The organism is Bradyrhizobium murdochi, assembly GCF_000472965.1.
GTDB classification, from domain to species: Bacteria; Pseudomonadota; Alphaproteobacteria; order Rhizobiales; family Xanthobacteraceae; genus Bradyrhizobium; species Bradyrhizobium murdochi.
Genome location: NZ_AXAU01000002.1, coordinates 583366 through 606002, shown reverse-complemented (window position 1 = coordinate 606002; position 22637 = coordinate 583366). Strand labels below are relative to the sequence as shown.

Genomic DNA, 22637 nt, shown 5'->3' with positions numbered 1-22637 from the left:
CCGAGCGAAAAACTAGCCGATGACTGGGGCGGCGCGTGCAGCTTCGCCCGCTGCAACTTGACCGGTAGTCTCATTTTGCATGCTGCGCCGCGACGAGATGCCGAGGCTGGCGAAGCCTAGCCGGCCCGCCCCCAGCCACGTAGCCAAAGCGCAGATGCGACGATGCCCCCGGAAACGATCGAGCCCGCGACAACGGTAATGAAGAGCTCCCTCAATCCGCCGCCAAGATAGGCAACGACGAGCCAGCCAATTCCCGCCGCGACGAGCAGCCGGACGGTTCCCCCGAAAACCGGCCACATCACGCGGCCGGCGCCTTGGCCTGCGAAATAGAGCAGCATGCCGAGACCCGCCACGCCGTAGAAGGGCGCAACGGTGCGGAAATAGATCGAGCCGGCGGCAAGAACCTCGGGCTCCGTGCTGAACAGCGTCAGCCAGGCGTGTGGGAATATCGTCACGACAAGTCCGAGGAGTTCGGTGACACCGGCCGCAAAAAATGCGGCAACCCAGGCGATGCGCTCCGCCCTCTTGATCTGGCCCGCGCCGATGTTGACCCCGACCATCGTGAGCGCCGCGCTGCCAAGCGCGAAGAGCAGCGGAATCTGGATGTAATCGAGGCGCGATGCAATTCCGTAGCCTGCGATGGCGTCAGTGCCGAACAGCCCGACGGCGCCGGTGACCAGGACGACCGTCAGATTGGACTGAATGGTGCCGATGGCCGACAACCCGCCGACGCCAAGAATATCGCCAAGCTGCCGCCACTTGATGAGGCGCACGTCGAACGGCAGACGCAACGAGGCGCGGGCGGAGCGCATGTAGACGATCAACACGAGCGCACCGACGAGATAGTAGACGACGACGGCAACGCCGGCTCCCGCTACGCCGAATTGCGGAAAGGGTCCCCAGCCGAAGATCAAGGCGGGTGAAAGCGGAAGCAGCACGAACACGCCCAGCAGAATGACGGCCGCCGGCGCGACGGTGTTGCCTGCGCCACGAAGAGCCGCCGCCAGAAGGCTGACGATCCAGACAAAGATCGCTCCGAAGAAGATAACGTGGCCATATTCGAGAGCTGCGCCGAGGGCTCCCGCCTGACCGCCGAGCAAGCGGTAGACAGCCTCGCCGAACAGCCATTCGGCGGCGGCAAAGATCACTCCGAAAGCCATGGCGAGAACGAGTGCGTTGAGCGCCAGCGCCTCGGCTTCCGCCACTTTGCCGGCGCCGATCGCACGCGCGATTGCCGATGCGACACCACCACCGATGCCGCCGTTCGACATCATCTGCATCAGCATAAAGATGGGAAACACCAGGCTGACGCCCGCCAGCGCTTCCGTCCCGAGGAAGCTGACGAAATAGGTCTCCGCGACCCCGACCAGGGTTTGCACGATCATGACCACGAGCGTCGGCAGAGCAAGCTTCAGAAGCGTCGGCAGCACAGGGCCCTCAAGCATCGACCGCTGCTTGACCTTTGCTGCCTTGTTCTCTTCCCGGCTGCCGGCCACGGCCACCGGTCGCGGCAAGGACGGTTGTTGCGGCGTCAGGGTTGTCATCATCGGCTCGGCAGGTCTCGAATAAATTCCACCAGCGCGGTGCTGACCTCGTTCGGCCGCTCCTGCTGGGTCCAGTGGCCACAGCCGGGCAGCATCTGAATCTTGCGCAGGCCGGGAACGAAGTTCTTCTGGTTGGCGAGCAACTGGTCCGTTCCGGGAAACGAGAGCAGGAAGTCACGATCGCCCGCGATATAGAGCGCCGGTATAGATACTTGCATGCCGGCCACAGCCCCCGTGATTTCCCAGTTGCGATCGATGTTGCGGTAGTAGTTGAGCGCGCCCCGGAAGCCGGTTCGCTTGAACTCCTCGCCGTAAAAGTCGATGTCGCTTTCGCTGATCCAGGATGGCAGGATTCTGGGGGCGCCGGGTCCTTGCAGAAATCCGCCGCCCTTCGGCACCATGCCAAGGTTCGGCGCGGGCCCGCCCGCAGCGACGGCCGCGCGGGCCGCGGCTACGCCATCGCCGGACGCCCCGAATAGCATGTTGCGAATGGTCGCGCGCGGATCGCGCCCCAACTCCGCCTCGGCCGGTTCGGGCTCCATGAAATAGAGTTGATAGAATTGCGCCGTCTCCGTGCGCGGCATGAGACTGGTCGGCACCACTTTGCCGCGCGGGCGGAACGGGACGCTGAGGGCTGCGACCGCCCGGAAGCGGTCGGGCCGCATGAGAGCTGCCTGCCAGGCAATGCTGGCGCCCCAATCATGACCGGCGATAACGGCGGTCGCCGCGCCCAAGGCATCAAGGATGCCCACCATGTCGCCTACGAGATGCAGGATCGTGTACTGATCGATCGCTTGCGGCGCGTCGCTCTTGCCATAACCACGCAGGTCCGGAGCGACGACACGGAAGCCGGCGGCGGCAAGCGCATCGATCTGATGCCGCCAGGAGAACCAGGATTCGGGAAAGCCGTGCACCAGCAGCACCAGCGGTCCCTCGCCCTGTTCGGCGATGTTGATGCGGATGCCGTTGCATTCGATGATCCGTTGCGTGGTCTTGCTCATTTTTCCATCCCGCTCCGAAGTTGCTGCTGATGCGTTTGACGAGATCGCGCCTGGCGCAATTCGCAATGCGAGCGGTGCCAATGCCGCAGCCAATAGCTGGCGTCTGTTCATGGTCTTTCCTCAGGTTAAGCCGGCGTACTCACAGCGAGTAGGTGAACGCCGCCGATCTTTACCGTCACAACCAGTTTTGGTACTGTCTGGTACCCAATGAGCGATGTATGGTACCACTTGGTACCGAGTCAAGAGGGAAATGACATCGATGAGTCCGAAAATGAAGCCGCGCGAGGAAGAAATCGATGGCGCCGCAGTCCGGAAGCGGATTCTCGGTGCGGCCCTTTCGGCATTCATGGAGGGCGGCTATGCGCAGACCAGCACGCTGGAGATTGCGACACGCGCACGCGTGTCAAAACGCGAGCTTTATTCGCTTTTCGGCAACAAGGAAGCGATGCTGGTCGCCTGCATCACCGAGCGCGCCCGGCGGTTGAAAGCACCGGCCGATCTGCCTGAGTTGCGTGACAGGGAAACCCTGGCCAACGTGCTTGCCACCTTTGGTACAAGGCTTTTGACGGAAACGACCGATCCGGTCGTCGTTGCTGTGTTCCGGCTGGCGATATCCGAAACAGTGCACGCGCCAAAGGTTGCACAAGCGCTGGATTCGATCGCTCGCCGGCCTACGCGTGATTCATTGCGAGAGATCATGGCGAACGCCAAGTCGGCCGGGCTGTGCGATGGCGATCCTGCCGCGATGGTCGAACAATTCTTGGGGCTGCTCTGGGGCGACCTGATGACCGGCCTGCTTCTTCAAGTGGCCGATCGCCCGAGTGCTGGCGAAATAGCGCGGCGGGCCCACGCGGCAACGACAGGGTTTCTAAACATCCATCCGAAGCCCAGGTGAAATCGCCTGCCTTCGCCTGCAGCGTCGCCGGTACGCTCACTATCTTGGATGATCTGCCGTTTTGGCTTGACCGCGGTGTGCGGTATTTCTAGGTCCATCCGATCCACCTGCACGCATGGAGAAGGTCCGCCGTGGCATTTGAACTGTTCAATCTGGCCGGCAAACGAGCACTCGTCACAGGATCGTCCCAGGGGATCGGTCTCGCCATCGCGCGAGGGCTCGCCGAGCATGGCGCCTCCGTGGTCCTGAATGGACGGGAGCGCAGCAAGCTTGAGGCCGCCGCCGCAAGCTTGACCGCAGCCGGGCACAAGGTTGCGGTCGCCGGTTTCGATGTCACCGTTGCCGAGGATGTCCGCGAAGGGGTTGCGACAATCGAACGGACGGATGGGGCGATCGATATTCTCGTCAACAACGCCGGCATGCAGTTTCGCACGGCGCTTGAGGATTTTCCCGCGGAGAAGTGGGAGCAATTGCTCAGGACCAATGTCTCGAGCGCCTTCTATGTTGGCCAGGCTGTCGCGCGCCACATGATCCCGCGCGGCAAGGGCAAGATCATCAACATCGCCTCGGTTCAAAGCGAGTTGGCCCGCCCGGGCATTGCCCCGTACACCGCTACCAAGGGAGCGATCAAGAATCTCACGCGCGGCATGTGCGCCGATTGGGCCAGGCACGGACTGCAGATCAATGCCATCGCGCCGGGTTACTTCAAGACCCCGCTGAATCAAGCGCTGGTCGACGATCCCCAATTTTCAGCGTGGCTTGAAAAGCGGACGCCGGCCTTGCGCTGGGGCAACGTGGACGAACTGATCGGCGCCGCGGTGTTTCTGTCGGGAGATGCCTCGTCCTTCGTCAACGGGCATACGCTCTACGTCGACGGCGGCATCACGACCTGTCTTTAGCATTCCCAATCCTTGAGAGCCGTTCTCGCGCATGAGCGAATATCAGTACTACGAATTTCAGGCGGTCGATCGACCGCTCGACAAAGCGGCACAGGGCGAGTTACGATCGATTTCGTCACGGGCGCGCATCACAGCAACGAGCTTCACCAACCATTACAAATGGGGCGACCTCAAAGGCGACCCGTGCAAGTTCATGGAGCGCTGGTTCGACCTGCATCTTTATCTCGCGAATTGGGGGTCGCGGCGCCTGATGCTGCGGGTGCCCGCGCGCTTCGTGAACCAGGCGGACCTAGATTCCTTTCTTGGCGAGATCGATTGGGTCGACGTCTGGACCTCCGGCGACAATTTGATCGTAGATATTCAACGTCACGAGGAAGGAGGCTATGACGATTGGGACGATTGGGACGATGGCTCCGGTCGGCTCGCTGCGCTCGCACCGCTGCGGACTGATGTGCTGTCGGGAGACCTTAGATTGTTTTATCTCCTCTGGCTGATTGCGGTGGAGGACGAACTGATCGCTGAGGATCAAGTCGAGCCGCTGCCAGGCCTAGCTCCGCTGACTGGGGCACTCGTAGCCTTTGCCGACTTCATCTATATCGATCCCGATCTCGTAAAAGCGGCTGCCGAACTGGGCGGCGATGATGCCGCGGTATCCAAGGACGACCTGCGAAAAACGCTGGCGGCTATTCCTGAACGTGAGAAGATTGAGTTGTTGCTGCGCGCCGCCGAGGGAGACTCCTATGTCGGCGCGGAACTCAGGAAAAGACTTCGCAAGGAAAACCCGATACCTGCGAGACACCGCACAGCCGGTGCATTGCGGCGACGTTCACAGGAGATCAGAGAGGCACGTGAGCGTGCCGAAGCCGAGCGCCGTGAGGCGGATCGGCGCCGCGAGGCGGCGAAGGCAGAAAAGGCGCGCCGCGCGCGGCTCGAGGTTCTCAAGCAACGCGGCACCAGCGTCTGGCGCGACATCGAGCGGGAAATCGAACGCCGCAACCCGGCCGGCTACGAGACGGCGATAAGCTTGCTTTCCGATCTTCAGTCGCTGGCTCTGGAAGAGGGGAGCCAGGATGATTTCAACAGTCGCGTCGTCGCGATCCGAGCGCGCCATGAGAAAAAGGGAAAGTTCATTGAGCGGCTGAGCAAGCTCGGACGCGACCGTGGTGAGAGAACGGGTTGATTGCGGAGCGCGATCACGAAATCACCGCGATCCGTGAGTTATTGATGAGACTCGAATCAGCGATCGGCATTGAGCGAAGTCTCAATAAAATACTCTCGCCTGGAGTGCTCTCTCGTGGCAGACGTCAAGCCGGTTTCGTCTCGCCTGACCGCGCACGCAAGGCACTGAACGCATCGACCTTGATTTCGGCGCTTGAGCCGTCGGCGAAGGAAAGGTTTACCGGATCGAAGCCGATATCCAACGTCAACTGGTCCGATCCGTCTCCGAAGGACACCGTCGCGACGTTTCCTGATATCGTGACGTTCATATTCTCGGCCGACAAGCCCGCGCCCAGTTTGATGGTAACGTCGCGGTTGGTGAAGATGGTATCCTTGCCGTCGCCGGCGTTGAACAGGATTGTGGAACCACGGTCAGCGCGAATCGTATCGTCACCGGTACCGCCGGCAACGATCGTTCCATTGTCCGCATCGATGGTGTCATCGCCCGCACCGCCCTCGACATAACTGCCGACGAGAGCTGAGATGGAATCATTGCCGTCACCACCATAGGCGCGGCTGTCGGACCATACCGAGATCGTGTCATTCCCTGCGCCGCCATCGACCAGGCTCTCCGACCAGGCGCTGATCGTGTCGCTTCCGGCGCCACCCATCGTCACGGTATTTGACCAGGCGCGCACCATGTCGTCGCCATCGCCGGCATCCACGGCGCTATCGGACCAGACGTGGATCTGGTCGTTGCCGGCGCCGCCATAGACCGCCGATCCCGACCAGGCACGGAGCGAGTCATTACCCGCGCCACCATCGACGACGCTATCGGACCAGGCATCGATCGTATCGTTGCCATCGCCTCCGTCGGCGAGGGTCTTGCTCCAACCGGACAGCGCGTCGTCGCCGTCGGTCCCCGGCCGATACGACATTCCGAGTTCCTGCAACCGCAGCAAGAACGCCTGTACCACCGGTGATTGCCCGATGCTGCCGGTGGATGGGGTTGAAGGTCCGCTTTTCGATTTCTCGTTCGATGAAGCCTGATGGTTGGACGCCAGCGCGGCCAAAAGCCTGGGCGGCTGCGGCAGCGACCAGGGTCGAAACGAGGGGGAAAGAGGATTGTAGAGCACTCTCATGGCGGCATTTCCAAACCCAGTTGCCGCCCTCTGCAAGCGGCGACATGCTGTGAAGATGCCTGAACGGTATCGCGATGCTCCTAAGAAATAATTACTCGTCTACCTAAGGGTGTATCGAAGGATGCTTGTCGGCAGCATTATTATTTCGGTTAAGTGACCGTGTCCGCGAAATCGCAGCGTCCGGCAATCAACGCCGGACGCTGCGAGCGCAAGATAATGCTGGCCTTACTTCTTGTAGGCGGCGATCACGGCTTCACCATCGGTGCCCGCCTTCTTGAGCCAATCGGCCGTCAACTGCTCGCCGATCTTCTCGAGGCCGGACTTCAGCGCCGGAGGTGGCGGCAGCACCTTCATCTTGTTGGCCTGAAGCTGTTCGAGATACCACTTCGCCTTTTCTTCCGCGAGCTTCCAGCCGCGTTCTTCTGCAACCGCCGCGGCCTTCAGGATCGCGTCCTGCGTCGGCTTGTCGAGCGCGTCGAACGCCGCCTTGTTCACGAAGGTGACGTTCTTCGGGATCCAGGCTTGCGTATCATAGAAATGCGTCATGGTTTCCCAGGACTTGCTGTCGTAGCCGGTTGAGCCCGAGGTCATGAACGCGTTCACGACGCCGGTGGCCAGCGCCTGCGGCAGTTCCGCCGCCTGGATGGTCACGGGCTGCGCGCCGACAAGTTCGGCGATGCGCGAGGTGCCGACGTTATAGGCGCGCCACTTCAAGCCTTTCATATCCTCGACCGTGTTGAGGTCCTTCTTGGCATAGATGCCCTGCGGCCCCCACGGCACCGCGAACAGAAGCACTAGTCCCTGCGAGGCGAGCTTCTTTTCGATGGCGGGCTTCGAGGCGAGCCACAGCTTCTTGGCTGCCGGATAGCTCGTCGCCAGGAAGGGGATCACGTCGATGCCGAACATCGGATCTTCGTTCTCGTGCAGAGAAATCAGAACCTCGCCGGCCTGCGCCTGGCCGGTTGCGACCGCGCGTTTGATTTCCGGCGCCTTGAACAGTGATGCGGCGGGGTGCACGGTGATCTGCAGCTTGTTGCCGGTGGCATCGGCAACGTCCTTGGCGAACGCGATCAGATTCACCGAATGCGGATTGTCCGCCGGATAGGCCGCCGGAAGATTCCATTTTGTCTGCGCCATTGCGGGGGCGGCAAGCGCCGCGATGCAGGCGGCCAATGCGCACGTCTTCATAAGTCTGAACATGACAATACCTTTCTCTAGCCAGGGAACGCGATCCGCGGCAGCAGCATCACGATATCAGGAAAGACCGTGATGATGGCAACCGCCAGAACGAGCAAGAAGAAGAACGGCAGGGCCGCCTTGGCGACGGTGTTGGAATCCTTGCCGCTCATGGTCTGCAGGACGAACAGGTTGAAGCCGACGGGCGGAGAGACCTCCGCCATTTCCACTACCAGCACCAGGAAGATTCCGAACCAAACTAGATCGAAGCCGGCCTGCTTCACCATCGGAATGACGATGGCGGTGGTCAGCACGATCATGGAGATGCCGTCGAGCGCCGTGCCGAGCAAGACGTACATCACGGTGAGCGCCGCAATCAGCGCATAGGGGCTGAGCTGGAGGCCGTTCACCCAGTTCGCGAGCGCCATCGGGATGCCGGTATAGGCCATCGACGTGCCCATGTAGGAGGCGCCCGCCAGGATCAGCAGGATCATGCAATTGACCCGCGTCGCGCCCATGACGCTCGCCCAGAACGATTGCCAGGTCAGCGCGCCCTGCCACCATGCAATCGCGAGCGATCCCAACACGCCCCAGGCCGCGCATTCCGTCGCCGTCGCCCAGCCCATCAGCAGCGACAGAAAGACGAAAATGATCAGCAGCAGGCACGGAATGAGATTGAGCGACTCGGCAACGCGCCTGCGAAAGCTCATGGACGGTTCGGCCGGCGGCGTGTTTTTCGGATTGGCGAGCGACCAGATCGCGATGTAGCCGGAATAGAGCGCCATCACCAACATACCCGGCAGAAACCCGGCGAGAAAAACCTGAATGATGGAGACGTTCGCCTGCACGGCGTAGACCACCATGGTGATCGACGGCGGGATGAGGATGCCGAGCGTGCCCGCGCCGGCCAGCGAGCCGAGGCTCAGGCCCTCGTCATAGCCGCGCTTCTTCAATTCGGGCAGGGCGATCTTGGCAACCGTGGCGCAGGTCGCGGCTGATGATCCCGACACCGAACCGAACACGCCGCAGGCGAGGACATTGACGTGCATGAGCCGGCCCGGCAGCCAGTTCAGCCACGGCGCAAAGCCCCGGAACATTTCCTCCGACAAGCGCGTGCGGAACAGAATTTCGCCCATCCAGATGAAGAGCGGCAACGCCGCGAGCGACCAGGATGCGCTGTTGCCCCACACCGTCGTCGCCAGCACGCTGCCGGCCGGAATGCCGCCGGCGGCGAATTGCATGCCGGCCCATCCCGTCGCCATCAGTGCGACGGCGATCCAGACGCCGGCGCCGAGCAGCAGCGCCAGGAATCCCAGCAGGATGGCGGCGATGGAAAGCAGCTCCATCTCAGACCCCGCTCTGCATGGTACGCTCGACGATTTCCTCGGCGCTCTGCGCCTTCGGTAATTCGTAGCGCGGCGCAAAGCCGCGCAGCACGTGGATCAACTCATCCACGAAGGCGATGAAAAGAATCGCGAGGCCGCCGCTGTAGCCGAGTTGCGGAATCCACAGCGGCACCGCGATGACGCCTTGCGAAATATCGGAAAATTTCCACGACTGCCAGGTCATGATCACGGCATGCCAGGCGAAAAAGCCGATGAAGCCGACACCGACCAGGAGGGCTGCAATCTCGACATAGTGGCGGACGTTGTCGCTGAGGCGGTCGATCAACAGGCCGACGCGGATCATCTCGCCGTGCTTGAAGGTGTGCGCGAGCCCGAGGAAGGCGGTCGCCGCCATGCACCAGGAGATGAAATCGTCGCCCGCGGGAATATTGATGCCAAACGGCCGGCCGCCCGACAGCAGCAGCATCAGGACAAAAATCGCAATGAGGAAAAGTCCGGCAAGATAGCCGGAGAAAAGGTAGAGCCGATCGAGAAACACGCGGATCATAATGAGTCCTTACCCCTCGCACGCATATTGCCGGGAAGCAATAGACGTACCATTTTCGGTCGTTCCTTTTGGAAGGGCCAATCGATCCGCGTCCCGCCAAGCGACCGAAATCAGCCTTCTAAGGGGATAGGTTTTCGGAGTTGCTCCGGACAGTCAAGGCAGGACGAGGCAAATCCTGCAACTCTTTCGGCGGATACCATTCCGATCGCGGCCGGACCTTGGCTCTAGTCCTTTTCTCGTGCAAAGCGAGGTGAAAGCAGAGCGCGTCAGCCGCGCCTGGCACGGCCTGACGGCCGGGTGAGCCGCAGCCTGCGATGGGTGCGGGGCAGAAACTGCTTGCCCTTGGCGCTGAGGAAATCGAGCATCGCCTGCGCCGGCGGCAGCAACACCTTGTCCTTGCGTGCAAGCGCGAACCACTGCCGCACGATCGGCAGGCCATCAACGTCCAGGGTGACTAGGCGCCGTTCGTCGAGCTCGGTTGCGACCGTGTGCGCAGAAAGGAAGGCGATACCTAGCCCTGCGATCACCGCCTGCTTGATGGTCTCGTTGCTGCTCATGGCGAGGCCGATCTTGGGGCGGATGCCCGACGTCTCGAACAATTGCTCCATCAGCCCGCGCGTTCCAGACCCTGGCTCGCGCGTCAGGAAGGTTTCGTCGGCAAGCTCGCGCAGCGCGATGCGGGATTTTCGCGCCAGCCGATGCGCGGTCGGCGCGATGATGACGTGGGGATGATCGCCGATCAGGTGGACGTTCATGTCGATATCGGCGGGCGGGCGGCCCATGATCGCGAAGTCGAGATCGTAGCCGCGTAACGCCTCGCCGACCTCCTGGCGGTTGCCGATCGAGAGCGTGATTTCGACGTTCGGATAGAGCTTCGAGAATCCGGAGATCATAAACGGCACGAAATATTTCGCGGTCGAGACCGCGCCGATCGAGATGCGGCCCGCGGTCTTTCCCGCCATCATCTCCAACGTGGTCTCGCAGTCAGTAATCGCCGCCTCGATCCGCTCGGCGAGCGCCAAAACCTCGCGCCCGGCATCCGTCAGCAGCATGCCGTCGCCGGTGCGCTGGATCAGCGGCAATCCTGCGACCGCCTGCAGGTTGCGTAGCTGCAACGTTACCGCGGGCTGTGTCAGGTATAGCTGCTTCGACGCTGCGGTAACCGACCGGTGCTTTTGCACGGCGGCCAGCGCCCGCAATTGGCGGATGGTTAGTTCGCGCAACAACCGGCCGGCCATGGGCACGCTCAATTATAATAAAAACTTTGCTCTGGCCAAAGATAACAAAATTTCCCTAATTCGGCAAACTGCGCTTGCTTAAGCGCGCGGGTCGCCAATCGGCGGACGCTTCGACAGCGCCGAGAGAGCGCACCGGGAGACGGCCATGGACGAACGCGTGACGCTGCGTTCACATCTCGAGAAGTCTATTGCGCAGCTCCCGCATGGCGCGGCGGTCGGTGCGGTGATCGAGGCCATCGCCGCCGCTGCAATCGAACTCGCCGCGCTGATTGCGAATGGGCCGCTCGCTGATATCACCGGGCAGGATAGCGGCATCAATTCCGACGGCGACCGGCAGAAAGACATCGACATCGTCGCCGACGAAATGATGCGGCGTGCGCTGCGCGACGCGCCGGTGGCGGCGGTCCTTTCCGAGGAGGCGGCGCTGCCGGAAACCTTGCGGCCTGAGGCGCACCTGTGTGTTGCGATCGATCCGCTCGACGGATCGGCCAATCTCGAAAACAACATCTCGATCGGCACCATCTTCTCGATCCGCCCGAGAGGCAACGACATCCTTTCGACCTTCTTTGAGCCCGGCACGGCGCAGTGCGCGGCAGGCTTTTTCGTCTACGGTCCACAAACCACGCTCGTTCTCGCGCTCAACGCGCGGGTCGATATCTTCATTCTCGACAGGCGCGCGGAGGAATTTCTGCTGATCCGGCAGGCCGTGCAGGTCGCACGCGATACGCCGGAGTTCGCCATCAACGCGTCCAATCGCCGGCACTGGCATGGTCCCGTTCGCGCCTACATCGATGAATGTCTCGCCGGTACCAGCGGTGGCGGTGAGGCGGATTTCAACATGCGCTGGATCGGTTCGCTGGTTGCGGAATCGCTTCGCATTCTGGCGCGCGGCGGCGTGTTTCTTTATCCGGCCGATGCCCGCCCCAGCTATCGCGAAGGGAGGATTCGCCTGCTGTACGAGGCCCATCCGATGGCGCTGGTAATGGAATGGGCGGGCGGCGCGGCCTCGACCGGACGGCGGCGAATTCTGGAAGTGGCTGCGAGAACGCCGCACCAGCGGGTGCCGCTGATCATGGGTTCTTTGCGTGGCGTGCGCGACATCGCTGCCATTCACGAAAGGATCGAGCCGATGTTCGACAATAGCGATGCGCCGCTGTTCGCGCGGCGCGGCCTGTTCCGCTGACGGGGTATCATTATGTCGCGGGCTCATCCCATCATATCGATTACGGGTTCGTCGGGTGCCGGTACCACGTCGGTGAAGAAGACGTTCGAGCAGATCTTCCGCCGCGAAAAGGTGGTTGCGGCCTACATCGAAGGCGATGCCTTTCATCGTTACAATCGTTTCGAGATGCGCAGCAAAATGCTGGAGGAGGCCGAGCGCGGCAACAAGCATTTCAGCCATTTCAGTCCGGAAACCAACTTGTTCGAAGAGCTCGAAAAAGTGTTTCGCGACTACGGTGAATCCGGCACCGGAATGACGCGTCACTATGTGCACGACGACGAAGAGGCGAAGCTGTACGGCGCCAAACCGGGCACATTCACCGAATGGACCCAATTGCCTGAAGGGTCAGACCTGCTGTTTTACGAGGGGCTGCACGGCGCTGTCGTGACCGACAAGGTCAACGTGGCGCAGCATGCCGATCTCAAGATCGGCGTGGTGCCGGTGATCAACCTGGAATGGATCCAGAAGCTGCATCGCGATCGTCGCGACCGCGGCTATACCGCCGAGGCGGTGACCGACACCATCCTGCGGCGAATGCCGGATTACGTGAACTACATCTGTCCGCAGTTTGCCGAGACCGACATCAATTTCCAGCGCGTGCCGACCGTCGATACGTCGAACCCGTTCATCGCGCGGTGGATTCCGACGCCGGACGAATCGATGGTGGTGATCCGTCTCAAGAATCCGCGCGGCATCGATTTTCCCTATCTGCTGTCGATGATTCCGCACAGCTTCATGTCGCGCGCCAATTCGATCGTGATCCACGGGGCAAAGCTCGACTTGGCGATGCAGCTCATCCTCACCCCACTGATCCTGCAACTGATGGAACGCAAGAGGCGCACAATATGAACGCTCCCGCTCTGTCCCGCATAGCCAGTCGTCCGGATCTGTCACACGCAGAGATGGCCAACGCTATACGCTTCCTCGCGATCGATGCCGTTGAAAAGGCGAAGTCCGGTCATCCGGGCATGCCGATGGGCATGGCTGACGTCGCGACCGTTCTGTTTTCGCGCTTCCTCAAATTCGACCCCTCGGACCCGGCGTGGCCGGATCGCGACCGCTTCGTGTTGTCGGCCGGCCATGGCTCGATGCTGCTGTATGCGCTTCTGCACCTCACCGGGTACGAAGGCATGACGCTGAACGAACTCAGGGCCTTCCGGCAGTGGGCATCGAAGACACCGGGGCACCCCGAATATGGCCATACGGCGGGCGTCGAGACGACCACCGGACCTCTCGGGCAGGGCATTGCCACGGCCGTCGGTATGGCGCTGGCCGAGCGGCTGATGAATGCCCGTTTTGGCGACGACTGCGTCGATCATTTCACCTATGTAATCGCGGGCGACGGCTGCCTGATGGAGGGGATCAGCCACGAGGCGATCTCGCTGGCCGGGCATCTCAGGCTCAATCGTCTGATCGTGCTGTTCGACGACAACGAAATCTCGATCGACGGCGCCACGTCGCTGTCATGTTCAGATGATCAGCTCGCACGGTTCAAGGCGGTGGGCTGGTCGGCCAGCCGGATTGACGGCCACGATCCCGACGCGATCGCGGCCGCGATCGAGCGGGCACGCAACAGCGACCGGCCATCGCTGATTGCCTGCCGCACCATCATCGGCTTCGGCGCGCCAAACCGTCAGGGAACTGAGAAAGTCCATGGCGCCCCGCTGGGTGGTGAAGAAACCGCCAAAACCCGCGATGCGTTGAACTGGCCGCACGCGCCGTTCGAGATCCCGGAAGCCGTCCTTGCGCAGTGGCGTCAGGCAGGCCGCCGCGGGCATGCCGCGCGCCGCTGCTGGATCGAACGGACCAAGCGCCTAAGTTCGGATGCCCGTTCGCCATTTCACGATGCGCTGAATCGCAACCTGCCGTGCAGCTATGCGCAAGCAATGACAAAGCTGCGCGATAACTTCGCGACTGAGCGACCCAATATTGCCACGCGGCAGGCCTCGCAGCGCGTGATCGATGCAATCGCTGAGGCACTGCCCAATCTGCTCGGTGGCTCGGCCGATCTCACCCATTCCAACCTGACGCGGGCCAGGACCCAGCGACCGGTACAGCCTGGCTCCTTTGCAGGCAGCTATATTCACTATGGCGTGCGCGAGCACGCCATGGCGGCGGCTATGAACGGCATCGCGCTGCATGGCGGCTTCATCCCCTATGGCGGTACGTTCCTCAGCTTCGCCGACTACAGCCGTCCGGCGATCCGGCTGGCAGCGCTCATGAACATTCGTGTCATCCATGTGATGACGCACGACTCCATCGGTCTCGGCGAGGATGGTCCCACCCATCAGCCGGTCGAACATCTGGCATCGCTTCGAGCGATCCCCAATCTGCTGGTTTTCCGACCGGGCGATGCCGTCGAGACCGCCGAGGCGTGGGACTGCGCGCTACGAGCGCAGGCCAGCCCGTCCGTGCTCTGTCTGTCGCGGCAAGCGCTGCCTGCCTTCCGCGAAGGCGGTGGTGACAATCTGGTCGCGCGCGGCGCCTACGTCGTCGTTGAGCCGGAGGGCGGACGCGATATCACGCTGATCGCGACCGGATCAGAAGTCTCGATCGCCATCGAGGCTGCGAAAACGCTCGCGAAGGATAATGTCCGCGCGGCCATCGTTTCGGCCCCGTGCTTCGAGCTGTTTCGTCAGCAGTCGCACGAGTACCGGGCGGACGTTCTTGGAGACGCTCCACGGGTCGGTGTCGAAGCCGCGATCGAAGGCGACTGGGCGCGTTGGCTCGGCGATGGCGGCGAATTCGTCGGTATGACCGGCTTTGGCGCATCTGCACCGGCGGAAACGCTTTACCGCGAATTCGGCATTACCGCGAACGCCGTCGCCACAGCGGCGATGCGCTGCATCGCGCGGTCAAGGATGGCGGCAACCTGGGCATGACGGTCACACGAGAGCAATGAGACGGAGGCTGCGATGGCGCTGATAACGCTGAGGCAATTGCTGGATCATGCCGCCGAGCGCGGCTACGGCGTGCCGGCATTCAACATCAACAACATGGAGCAGGGCCTTGCCATCATGGAGGCGGCGGCTGCCGTCGATGCGCCCGTCATCATCCAGGCCTCGCGGGGCGCGCGCTCCTATGCCAACGATATCATGCTGGCGAAGATGATCGAGGCGCTGGAAGAGATGTATCCGCAGATCCCGCTCTGTCTGCACCAGGATCACGGCAACGAGGAATCGACCTGCGCCACCGCGCTGCAGCACGGCTTCACGTCGGTGATGATGGACGGCTCGCTGATGGCCGATGCCAAGACCCCGGCGAGCTACCAGTACAACGTCGACATCACCCGCCGCGTGGTTGACATGGCGCACTGGATCGGCGCTTCGGTCGAAGGCGAATTGGGCGTGCTCGGCTCGCTGGAGCATGGCGGCGGCGAGCAGGAGGACGGCCATGGCGTCGAAGGCGAGGTCAGCCACGACCAGTTGCTGACCGATCCGGATCAGGCGGTCGACTTCGTTCGCGCTACCAAGGTCGATGCGCTGGCGATTGCGATGGGGACTTCGCACGGCGCCTACAAATTCTCGCGCAAGCCGGACGGTGACATTCTCGCCATGAGGGTGGTCGAGGAAATCCATCACCGGCTGCCCAATACGCATCTGGTGATGCACGGCTCGTCCTCGGTGCCGCAGCCGCTGCAGGACGCCTTCAACCAGTTCGGCGGCGAGATGCCGCAGACCTGGGGCGTGCCGGTCGAGGAAATCGTCCGCGGCATCAAGCACGGTGTCCGAAAGGTCAATATCGATACCGACTGCCGGTTGGCGATGACTGCGGCGTTCCGCAAGGTCGCAACGCAGAGCAGGAGCGAGTTCGACCCGCGTAAATTTCTGAAACCGGCGATGGATGGCCTGCGCGATCTTTGCCGCGAGCGCTTCGAGCAATTCGGCACGGCAGGGCATGCGTCCCACATCAAGGTCGTCCCATTGGCCGAGATGGCGCGACGCTACCGTTCGGGTGCACTCGATCCACAAATCGGAGGAATAGCCGATGCCGCCGAATGAGCTGACGACGCGTTCGATCCCGGCTAACCGCCGCACACCACCTCAGGAGAGCGATATGAACATGCACTCGATGACTGTCCGCGGCAAGGATCGCTATAAATCCGGCGTCCTCGAATACAAGAAGATGGGCTATTGGGAGCCCGACTACGAGCCCAAGGACACCGACATCATCGCGCTGTTCCGCGTCACGCCGCAGGACGGGGTCGATCCGATCGAGGCGTCGGCGGCGGTCGCCGGCGAATCCTCGACCGCGACCTGGACGGTGGTGTGGACCGACCGGCTGACCGCGGCGGAGAAATACCGCGCCAAATGCTTTCGCGTCGATCCCGTGCCGAATTCGCCGGGGCAGTATTTTGCCTATATCGCCTACGACCTCGACCTGTTCGAGCCCGGATCGATCGCCAATTTGTCGGCCTCGATCATTGGCAACGTGTTCGGCTTCAAGCCGCTGAAGGCATTGCGGCTCGAGGACATGCGGCTGCCGGTGGCCTACGTGAAGACGTTCCAGGGGCCTGCGACGGGCATCGTGGTCGAGCGCGAGCGCATGGACAAGTTTGGCCGGCCGCTGCTCGGCGCCACGGTGAAGCCGAAGCTCGGCCTATCCGGGCGCAACTACGGGCGCGTGGTGTACGAGGCCCTGAAAGGCGGGCTCGATTTCACCAAGGACGACGAGAACATCAACTCGCAGCCGTTCATGCATTGGCGCGAGCGGTTTCTGTATTGCATGGAGGCGGTCAACAAAGCGCAGGCGGCGACCGGCGAGATTAAGGGCACCTATCTCAACGTCACCGCCGGCACCATGGAAGACATGTACGAGCGCGCCGAGTTTGCCAAGGAGCTCGGCTCGGTCATCATCATGATCGATCTGGTGATCGGCTACACCGCGATCCAGTCGATGGCCAAATGGGCGCGCCGCAACGACATGATTTTGCATCTGCATCGTGCCGGACACTCGACCTACACGCGGCAGCGCAGCCACGGCGTCTCGTTTCGGGTGATCGCGAAATGGATGCGGCTTGCGGGCGTCGATCATATCCATGCCGGCACCGTCGTCGGCAAGCTGGAAGGCGATCCGGCGACCACGCGCGGCTACTACGATATCTGCCGCGAGGACTACAATCCGATGCGGCTGGAGCACGGCGTGTTCTTCGACCAGCATTGGGCGAGCCTCAACAAGCTGATGCCGGTCGCGTCCGGCGGCATTCACGCAGGCCAGATGCATCAACTGCTCGATCATCTCGGCGAAGACGTGATCTTGCAGTTCGGCGGCGGCACGATCGGCCATCCCATGGGCATTCAGGCCGGCGCGACCGCCAACCGCGTGGCGCTGGAAGCCATGATTCTCGCGCGCAACGAGGGCCGCGACTATCTGCACGAGGGTCCTGAGATCCTCGCCAAGGCCGCGGAGACCTGCACGCCGCTGAAATCGGCGCTGGAGGTCTGGAAGGACGTCACCTTCAACTACGAATCGACCGACATGCCGGACTACGTGCCCACGCCCAGCGTTGCGATGTAAGGAGCGGAAATCATGCGCATTACCCAAGGCTGCTTCTCGTTTCTGCCCGATCTCACCGACGAGCAGATCTCCCGCCAGGTGCAGTATTGCCTGGAGAATGGCTGGGCGGTGAACATCGAATTCACCGACGATCCGCATCCCCGCAACAATTTCTGGGAAATGTGGGGATTGCCGATGTTCGATCTCCGCGACGCCGCCGGCGTGATGATGGAGCTGAACCAATGCCGCAAGGTGTATGGTGACAGATACATCCGCTTGTCGGCGTTCGATTCCAGTCACGGCTGGGAATCGGTGCGGCTGTCCTTCATCGTCAACCGACCGAAGGAGGAACCCGGCTTCCGCCTCGAGCGGCACGAAGTTGCCGGTCGCAACATCCGCTACACGACCAAATCATACGCCGCCGACCGTCCGGAGGGCCGGCGCTACGGTTAGCAAGTTACCCGGTCCGACAGACGAGTTCTCCCTCATCGTGCCTTTCGTCTGCCGGATGCACTGCTCCGTCGCTGCCGAAGCGGCGACGGAGCTTCTTTGGACTGCGCATGCATTGCGTCGAGGTTTGCCAGATGGATATGGATACCGCCGACATGACAGACACGGTCAACCTCCGCGAGGAGCTCGAAGCCGTCGGCATTGAGGAAATCCTCACGCAGCTCGACCGCGAGCTGATCGGGCTAGCGCCCGTCAAAACCCGTATCCGCGAAATCGCATCGCTGTTGCTGATCGAACGTATCCGCAAGCGTCTGAATCTGACGTCGGAGGTGCCGACATTGCACATGTCGTTCACCGGCAATCCCGGCACCGGCAAGACCACGGTGGCGCTGCGGATCGCGAGCATTCTCCACAGGCTCGGTTTCGTGCGTCGCGGCCAGGTGGTGTCGGTTACCCGGGATGAGCTGGTTGGACAATATATCGGCCACACCGCGCCCAAAACCAAGGAGGTGCTGAAGAAGGCGATGGGCGGCGTGCTTTTCATCGACGAAGCCTATTATCTCCACCGGCCCGACAACGAACGCGATTACGGTCAGGAAGCGATCGAGATCCTGCTGCAGGTAATGGAATCCCAGCGCGAGGATCTCGTGGTGATTCTCGCCGGTTACGGCGATCGAATGGATAAATTCTTCGCCAGCAATCCCGGCTTCCGCTCCCGCATCGCCCATCACATCGATTTTCCCGACTATTCGGAGCCTGAATTGCTTGCCATCGCCGAGCTGATGCTCGGCGACATGAACTACAAATTCAGCGCCGACGCGCGTGAAGCGTTCATCCGCTACATCGCGCTGCGCAAGACCCAGCCGCTGTTCTCCAACGCGCGCTCGATCCGAAACGCGCTCGACCGCATGCGCCTGCGCCAAGCCAATCGTCTCGTCGCCGATCTCGATCGCGTGCTGACGGCTGACGACATCATGTCGCTGGAGGCGTCAGACGTGCTCGCCAGCCGGGTCTTTCTGAAGGACAGGTCGACGGTTCGCTCGGCGGAACAAGCGCGCGATCGTTGATTTTACTGCATTTTCGTTGGAAGTTGATCGTGTTCGTTGCGTTCTGGTGAGATTGGTTCTGGCGCGATATATTGGAGGACCGAGGATTGACGCATGAGGACGAACGCGAACGTTGAACTCGACGCCGGCAGCAAGACATTTGCCTCCGGTCTGCTGCCGGATTTGATAGCCGCACTACGCCGTAGCCGGAAGGGCGATCTGCTGGCCGTGATCAGCGGCGATCCAAGTATCGGCCCCGAACTCGAGGCATGGTGTCGCTTCACCCGCAACAGCCTGGTCGACACAGTAGTCGAAGACAGCCGCACGCGCTGGGTGCTTCGGTACGGAGAGGCTCCGGAGAATGTAGGTGAAGATCGGCCTGTCGGCTCTCGATTATGGCTTTACACCAACTTCGATTGCAACCTGAGTTGCGACTATTGCTGCGTGCGCTCGTCACCCAAGACTCCGCGGCGGGCGCTCGGCGTCGAGCGGGTGCGGCGGATTGCGATCGAGGCGGCTGAGCTCGGCGTAAAGGAAATATTTGTGACCGGTGGTGAGCCATTCATGCTGCCGGATATCGGCGAAATCATTGCCGCATGTGCTACGGCGGCGCCGACCACGGTTCTCACCAACGGTATGCTGTTTGCCGGGCGCGGGCTCGAAGCACTGCGCTCATTGTCTCGCGAGCGCGTCACCCTGCAGATCAGCCTCGACAGTCCGACGCCGGAACGCCACGACAACCATCGCGGAAAGGGGGCGTGGGCGCGCGCCTGGAAAGGAATCGAGCGGGCCCGTGCCGAAGGATTCCGCGTGCGATTGGCCGCGACAGTGTCAACTGACGCGGAGGCTGAAGAGTTTCGCAGCTTCCTTGACGCCCATCACGTCAGCGAGGAGAACCGGGTGATCAGGCGAATTGCGCTGCGAGGCGCCGCTACGCGGGGCGTCGCTGTGGCAAGGGCAGACCTGGTGCCCGAGGTGACGATCACGGCGGAAGGCGTGTTCTGGCATCCGGTCGGCGCCGAGGATAACGATCTATTGGTCAGCGGCGAAATCTTTCCGCTCGCCGAATCCTTCGCAGCCGTGCGCCGCGCCTTCTATCGCGAATCTGAGCATCAGCGCCGGTTGGCAACGATTTTTAATTGCGCCTGATCAGGTCGCGGAGGTGCGTTTACGGCCGCTCTAAAAAGCCCTGCTGCGCCGACGCTTCCCGCAGTGACGCATATGCTTCAAGCTGTGGCGCGACCCACTGGCGCAACCCTTCCGCCTCGAGCACGGAACGATGGATCGGGTTGTCGAAGCTCATGGCGAAGAGCGCCCTGGCAAACTGCTGCTCCAGCGCCGGGTCGAGATCGGACCGAGCTGTGAACATGCAGTGATTGAAGGGCGGTGAACTCCATATCTCCGTTAGCGCACCCTCCGGCACCAGGCGCTGGGCGCGTACGGCATCCCAGAAGGGGCTGCCGATGGCGCCGGCATCGGCGCGGCCGTCGAGCACCGCGCGAACGACCTCGGACTCGCTCGTCCCGGTATCACCGTGCTTGCCGACATCGCTGTTGAAGCGCAGCGTTCGATAGTCCTTCCCCTCAGCCATCCCGTCGCGCCCCAGAAAATACACTGGGAGGATGGCCGCATGGCCGCTGTCACGGCTGCCGAGCGCGAGGGTGCGATTTTTCAGATCGGCAAGCTTGGCGACGGGTCCACCGGTTACCGCGACGATCTTGGTCATCCAGCCCACATCGGTGTCGCGCATCGCGATGGGTCGGCAACGCCGATCGCTCCACGCCTCGGACTGGATAAAAGCGAGGTTCGTATTCCATCCGATGTCGATGCGCGGCAGCGCATCGCCAGGCAGGGCAAGGAGGGCCGCGACTTGGGCTTCGTAGCTCTGAAATAGCACCACCTCGACGGGGAGATGCGCTTCCTCGTGAAAGTACCGCCGCATCCCCTCCCAGATACTGACCACCTTTGGATCATATGCGACCGCACCTAACCAGATCGTCCGGCTCATGATGGCCTCGCTGTCGCGCTTGAAGTTCAGATACGATCAATTCGCTTGCCGAAGTTTCCGAACGCGTCACCGCATTCAGAACAACGGTATTCCCAAAATGGCCTTGCCGATGAAGTCGCGCAGAACATCGCCCGTCGGCGCCATGACAGCGCCGGCATGGGCGTCGCGGAACAATCGCTCGATCGCCAGATGTTTTGAGAACGCCGCCCCTCCGCACACCCGCATCGCCGCCGAGGTGACGGCGATCGCGACCTCACCTGCCGCCGCCTTGCTCTCGAGCACGCGCAGCATGGTGGTATCCCGGGGATGCTCGAGGTGGTCGACGAGATCGTCGATGCGTGCCGCAAGCCCGTCTGTGTCGATCTGCATCGTCGCTAGTTGGGCGCGAAGCGTCTGCAGGCTCTCTCCGAGGGTCTGGCCCAAATGATCGAAGCGCGCGCTGTTGAGATGAGACGCCGTGCCCGCGACTGCGGTCCGGCAAAGGCCCAGTCCGACCGCCGAGGTTCCAAGGTTGAACAGCGGAAGCACGATCTCCAGCATCGCCTTGAAGCCGGCGCCGTCATCCGTCAGTTGGAGACCGGGTGCAATCTCGCAATCTTCGAGGGTCATCGGCGCGGAAGCATTGGCGCGCATCCCGAGACCATCCCACGGGCCGGCGACCGACAGCCCGGGCGTGTCGCTGGCGACGAGATAGAGCGTCGAATCCGTTGCAGTCGTGCCTTCAGGAGACAGCGCCGAGACGACATAGCTTTGCGCATGACCCGCACTCGTCACCCACGATTTCTTCGCCGTGAGGTGCACGTTGGCGGCGTTGCGCCTTGCTCGCGAGACGGGCGCCCAGAAGTGACTGCGCGATCCGGCTTCGCTGAATGCCAGGGTGGTCAGGTGTCTTCCCGCCGAAATGTCCTTTAGCGTCTCCGCGACCGTGGCCCCCGGACGGGCTGCCGCAATCGTCGCGGTAGCGCACGCGTGCATCAAATAGACCATCGCTACTGACGCGTCCGCTTCCGCAAACGTCGTGATGACAGCGGCGAGGGTTCGCGGTCCCAGGGCTGCCCCGCCTACCTCGGCGGGCAGCATGAGCCCCAGCAGCCCCGCCGGCCCGAGCGCTGCGATGGCCTCCGACGAAAATCGCCCTTCCTTGTCGTTTTGCCTGGCCGCCGGCGCCAGGATGCGATCGGCGATATCCGTGGCATTCGAAACTGCAGTCGCATGATCCATGACGACCCCCGACATCCAGGCGCTGACCACCGGGTTCGAGAACGTCGAACCCGCTCTCGGCTACCAATGCTATGCGAGCCGCACCAAGGGATCAACACGATCAGCTCCGGACATGGCAAACTATTGCCGTGCCAGCAGCAAGGGCGGGGCAAGGTAACTACGTTCCTCAAAGCCGCTTTGTTACGTCACTCGGAATTTTTTTTACATCGACGACGCGCCTCCTCGAAACCGTACCCAGCGGGCGGCGC

At 62.1% G+C, this 22637-nt stretch carries 20 protein-coding genes; 11 read left to right on the top strand and 9 right to left on the bottom strand.

Annotation, left to right across the window (positions count from 1 at the left end):
* Positions 1-116: 116 nt before the first annotated feature.
* The gene (locus YUO_RS0110265; protein WP_235782673.1) at positions 117-1544 is read right to left on the bottom strand and encodes an MATE family efflux transporter; all 1428 of its coding nucleotides are present in this window, start codon (positions 1542-1544) and stop codon (positions 117-119) included.
* Positions 1544-2545 carry an alpha/beta fold hydrolase gene (locus tag YUO_RS0110260; RefSeq protein WP_028347166.1) on the bottom strand — a complete coding sequence of 334 codons (1002 nt, stop codon included), beginning with the start codon at positions 2543-2545 and terminating at the stop codon, positions 1544-1546. Before YUO_RS0110260 ends, YUO_RS0110265 begins: the two co-directional genes overlap by 1 nt.
* Positions 2546-2759: 214 nt before the next feature.
* Here YUO_RS0110260 and YUO_RS0110255 point away from each other — a divergent pair, with 214 nt between their 5' ends.
* The 3 genes from YUO_RS0110255 to YUO_RS0110245 all read left to right on the top strand — a co-directional run bounded on the left by YUO_RS0110255 (position 2760) and on the right by YUO_RS0110245 (position 5519).
* On the top strand, positions 2760-3440 hold the full coding sequence (locus tag YUO_RS0110255; protein WP_347335920.1) for a TetR/AcrR family transcriptional regulator: 681 nt from the start codon (positions 2760-2762) through the stop codon (positions 3438-3440).
* A 131-nt stretch (positions 3441-3571) separates the two neighbouring features.
* Entirely contained in the window at positions 3572-4339 is a 768-nt protein-coding gene (locus YUO_RS0110250; RefSeq protein ID WP_028347164.1) for an SDR family oxidoreductase, read from the top strand.
* 31 nt (positions 4340-4370) lie between these two features.
* Positions 4371-5519 (top strand): hypothetical protein, encoded by a 1149-nt coding sequence (locus tag YUO_RS0110245; protein ID WP_028347163.1) that lies wholly within the window; start codon positions 4371-4373, stop codon positions 5517-5519.
* Between the two features lie 124 nt (positions 5520-5643).
* On the opposite strand, the gene YUO_RS40410 is transcribed toward YUO_RS0110245, so the two are convergent.
* The 5 genes from YUO_RS40410 to YUO_RS0110220 all read right to left on the bottom strand — a co-directional run bounded on the left by YUO_RS40410 (position 5644) and on the right by YUO_RS0110220 (position 10946).
* A complete protein-coding gene (locus tag YUO_RS40410; RefSeq protein WP_156908567.1) occupies positions 5644-6639 on the bottom strand; it encodes a calcium-binding protein in 996 nt (331 codons plus the stop codon).
* A 225-nt stretch (positions 6640-6864) separates the two neighbouring features.
* Positions 6865-7839, bottom strand: a complete 975-nt coding sequence (locus tag YUO_RS0110235; RefSeq protein ID WP_035726378.1) for a TRAP transporter substrate-binding protein — start codon at positions 7837-7839, stop codon at positions 6865-6867.
* Positions 7840-7853: 14 nt separating this feature from the next.
* On the bottom strand, positions 7854-9161 hold the full coding sequence (locus tag YUO_RS0110230) for a TRAP transporter large permease (protein ID WP_028347161.1): 1308 nt from the start codon (positions 9159-9161) through the stop codon (positions 7854-7856).
* A gap of 1 nt (position 9162) precedes the next feature.
* Positions 9163-9708 carry a TRAP transporter small permease gene (locus YUO_RS0110225; protein ID WP_028347160.1) on the bottom strand — a complete coding sequence of 182 codons (546 nt, stop codon included), beginning with the start codon at positions 9706-9708 and terminating at the stop codon, positions 9163-9165.
* Between the two features lie 266 nt (positions 9709-9974).
* Positions 9975-10946: a LysR family transcriptional regulator gene (locus YUO_RS0110220; protein ID WP_028347159.1), complete on the bottom strand. Its 972-nt coding sequence runs from the start codon at positions 10944-10946 to the stop codon at positions 9975-9977.
* A gap of 145 nt (positions 10947-11091) precedes the next feature.
* On the opposite strand from YUO_RS0110220, the gene YUO_RS0110215 reads away from it, so the two are divergent.
* From YUO_RS0110215 to YUO_RS0110180, 8 genes are all read left to right on the top strand, one after another.
* Entirely contained in the window at positions 11092-12129 is a 1038-nt protein-coding gene (locus YUO_RS0110215) for a class 1 fructose-bisphosphatase (RefSeq protein ID WP_028347158.1), read from the top strand.
* Positions 12130-12141: 12 nt separating this feature from the next.
* Complete coding sequence (locus YUO_RS0110210) at positions 12142-13017, top strand: phosphoribulokinase (protein ID WP_028347157.1); 876 nt, start codon at positions 12142-12144, stop codon at positions 13015-13017.
* Positions 13014-15050: a transketolase gene (gene tkt / locus YUO_RS0110205; protein ID WP_028347156.1), complete on the top strand. Its 2037-nt coding sequence runs from the start codon at positions 13014-13016 to the stop codon at positions 15048-15050. Before YUO_RS0110210 ends, tkt begins: the two co-directional genes overlap by 4 nt.
* 33 nt (positions 15051-15083) lie before the next feature.
* Entirely contained in the window at positions 15084-16169 is a 1086-nt protein-coding gene (gene fba, locus YUO_RS0110200) for a class II fructose-bisphosphate aldolase (protein ID WP_028347155.1), read from the top strand.
* 55 nt (positions 16170-16224) lie between these two features.
* On the top strand, positions 16225-17685 hold the full coding sequence (locus tag YUO_RS0110195; RefSeq protein ID WP_028347154.1) for a form I ribulose bisphosphate carboxylase large subunit: 1461 nt from the start codon (positions 16225-16227) through the stop codon (positions 17683-17685).
* Between the two features lie 12 nt (positions 17686-17697).
* Positions 17698-18117, top strand: a complete 420-nt coding sequence (locus YUO_RS0110190; protein ID WP_028347153.1) for a ribulose bisphosphate carboxylase small subunit — start codon at positions 17698-17700, stop codon at positions 18115-18117.
* 152 nt (positions 18118-18269) lie between these two features.
* Complete coding sequence (gene cbbX / locus YUO_RS40405; protein WP_051379374.1) at positions 18270-19181, top strand: CbbX protein; 912 nt, start codon at positions 18270-18272, stop codon at positions 19179-19181.
* 93 nt (positions 19182-19274) lie between these two features.
* Positions 19275-20309 carry an Rv1681 family radical SAM protein gene (locus YUO_RS0110180; protein ID WP_028347152.1) on the top strand — a complete coding sequence of 345 codons (1035 nt, stop codon included), beginning with the start codon at positions 19275-19277 and terminating at the stop codon, positions 20307-20309.
* Between the two features lie 19 nt (positions 20310-20328).
* Here YUO_RS0110180 and YUO_RS0110175 read toward each other — a convergent pair whose 3' ends face one another.
* Together YUO_RS0110175 and YUO_RS0110170 are read right to left on the bottom strand one after the other, a co-directional pair.
* Positions 20329-21168 (bottom strand): phosphate/phosphite/phosphonate ABC transporter substrate-binding protein, encoded by an 840-nt coding sequence (locus YUO_RS0110175; RefSeq protein ID WP_051379354.1) that lies wholly within the window; start codon positions 21166-21168, stop codon positions 20329-20331.
* Between the two features lie 75 nt (positions 21169-21243).
* A complete protein-coding gene (locus tag YUO_RS0110170; RefSeq protein WP_198028019.1) occupies positions 21244-22389 on the bottom strand; it encodes an acyl-CoA dehydrogenase family protein in 1146 nt (381 codons plus the stop codon).
* Positions 22390-22637: the final 248 nt, after the last annotated feature.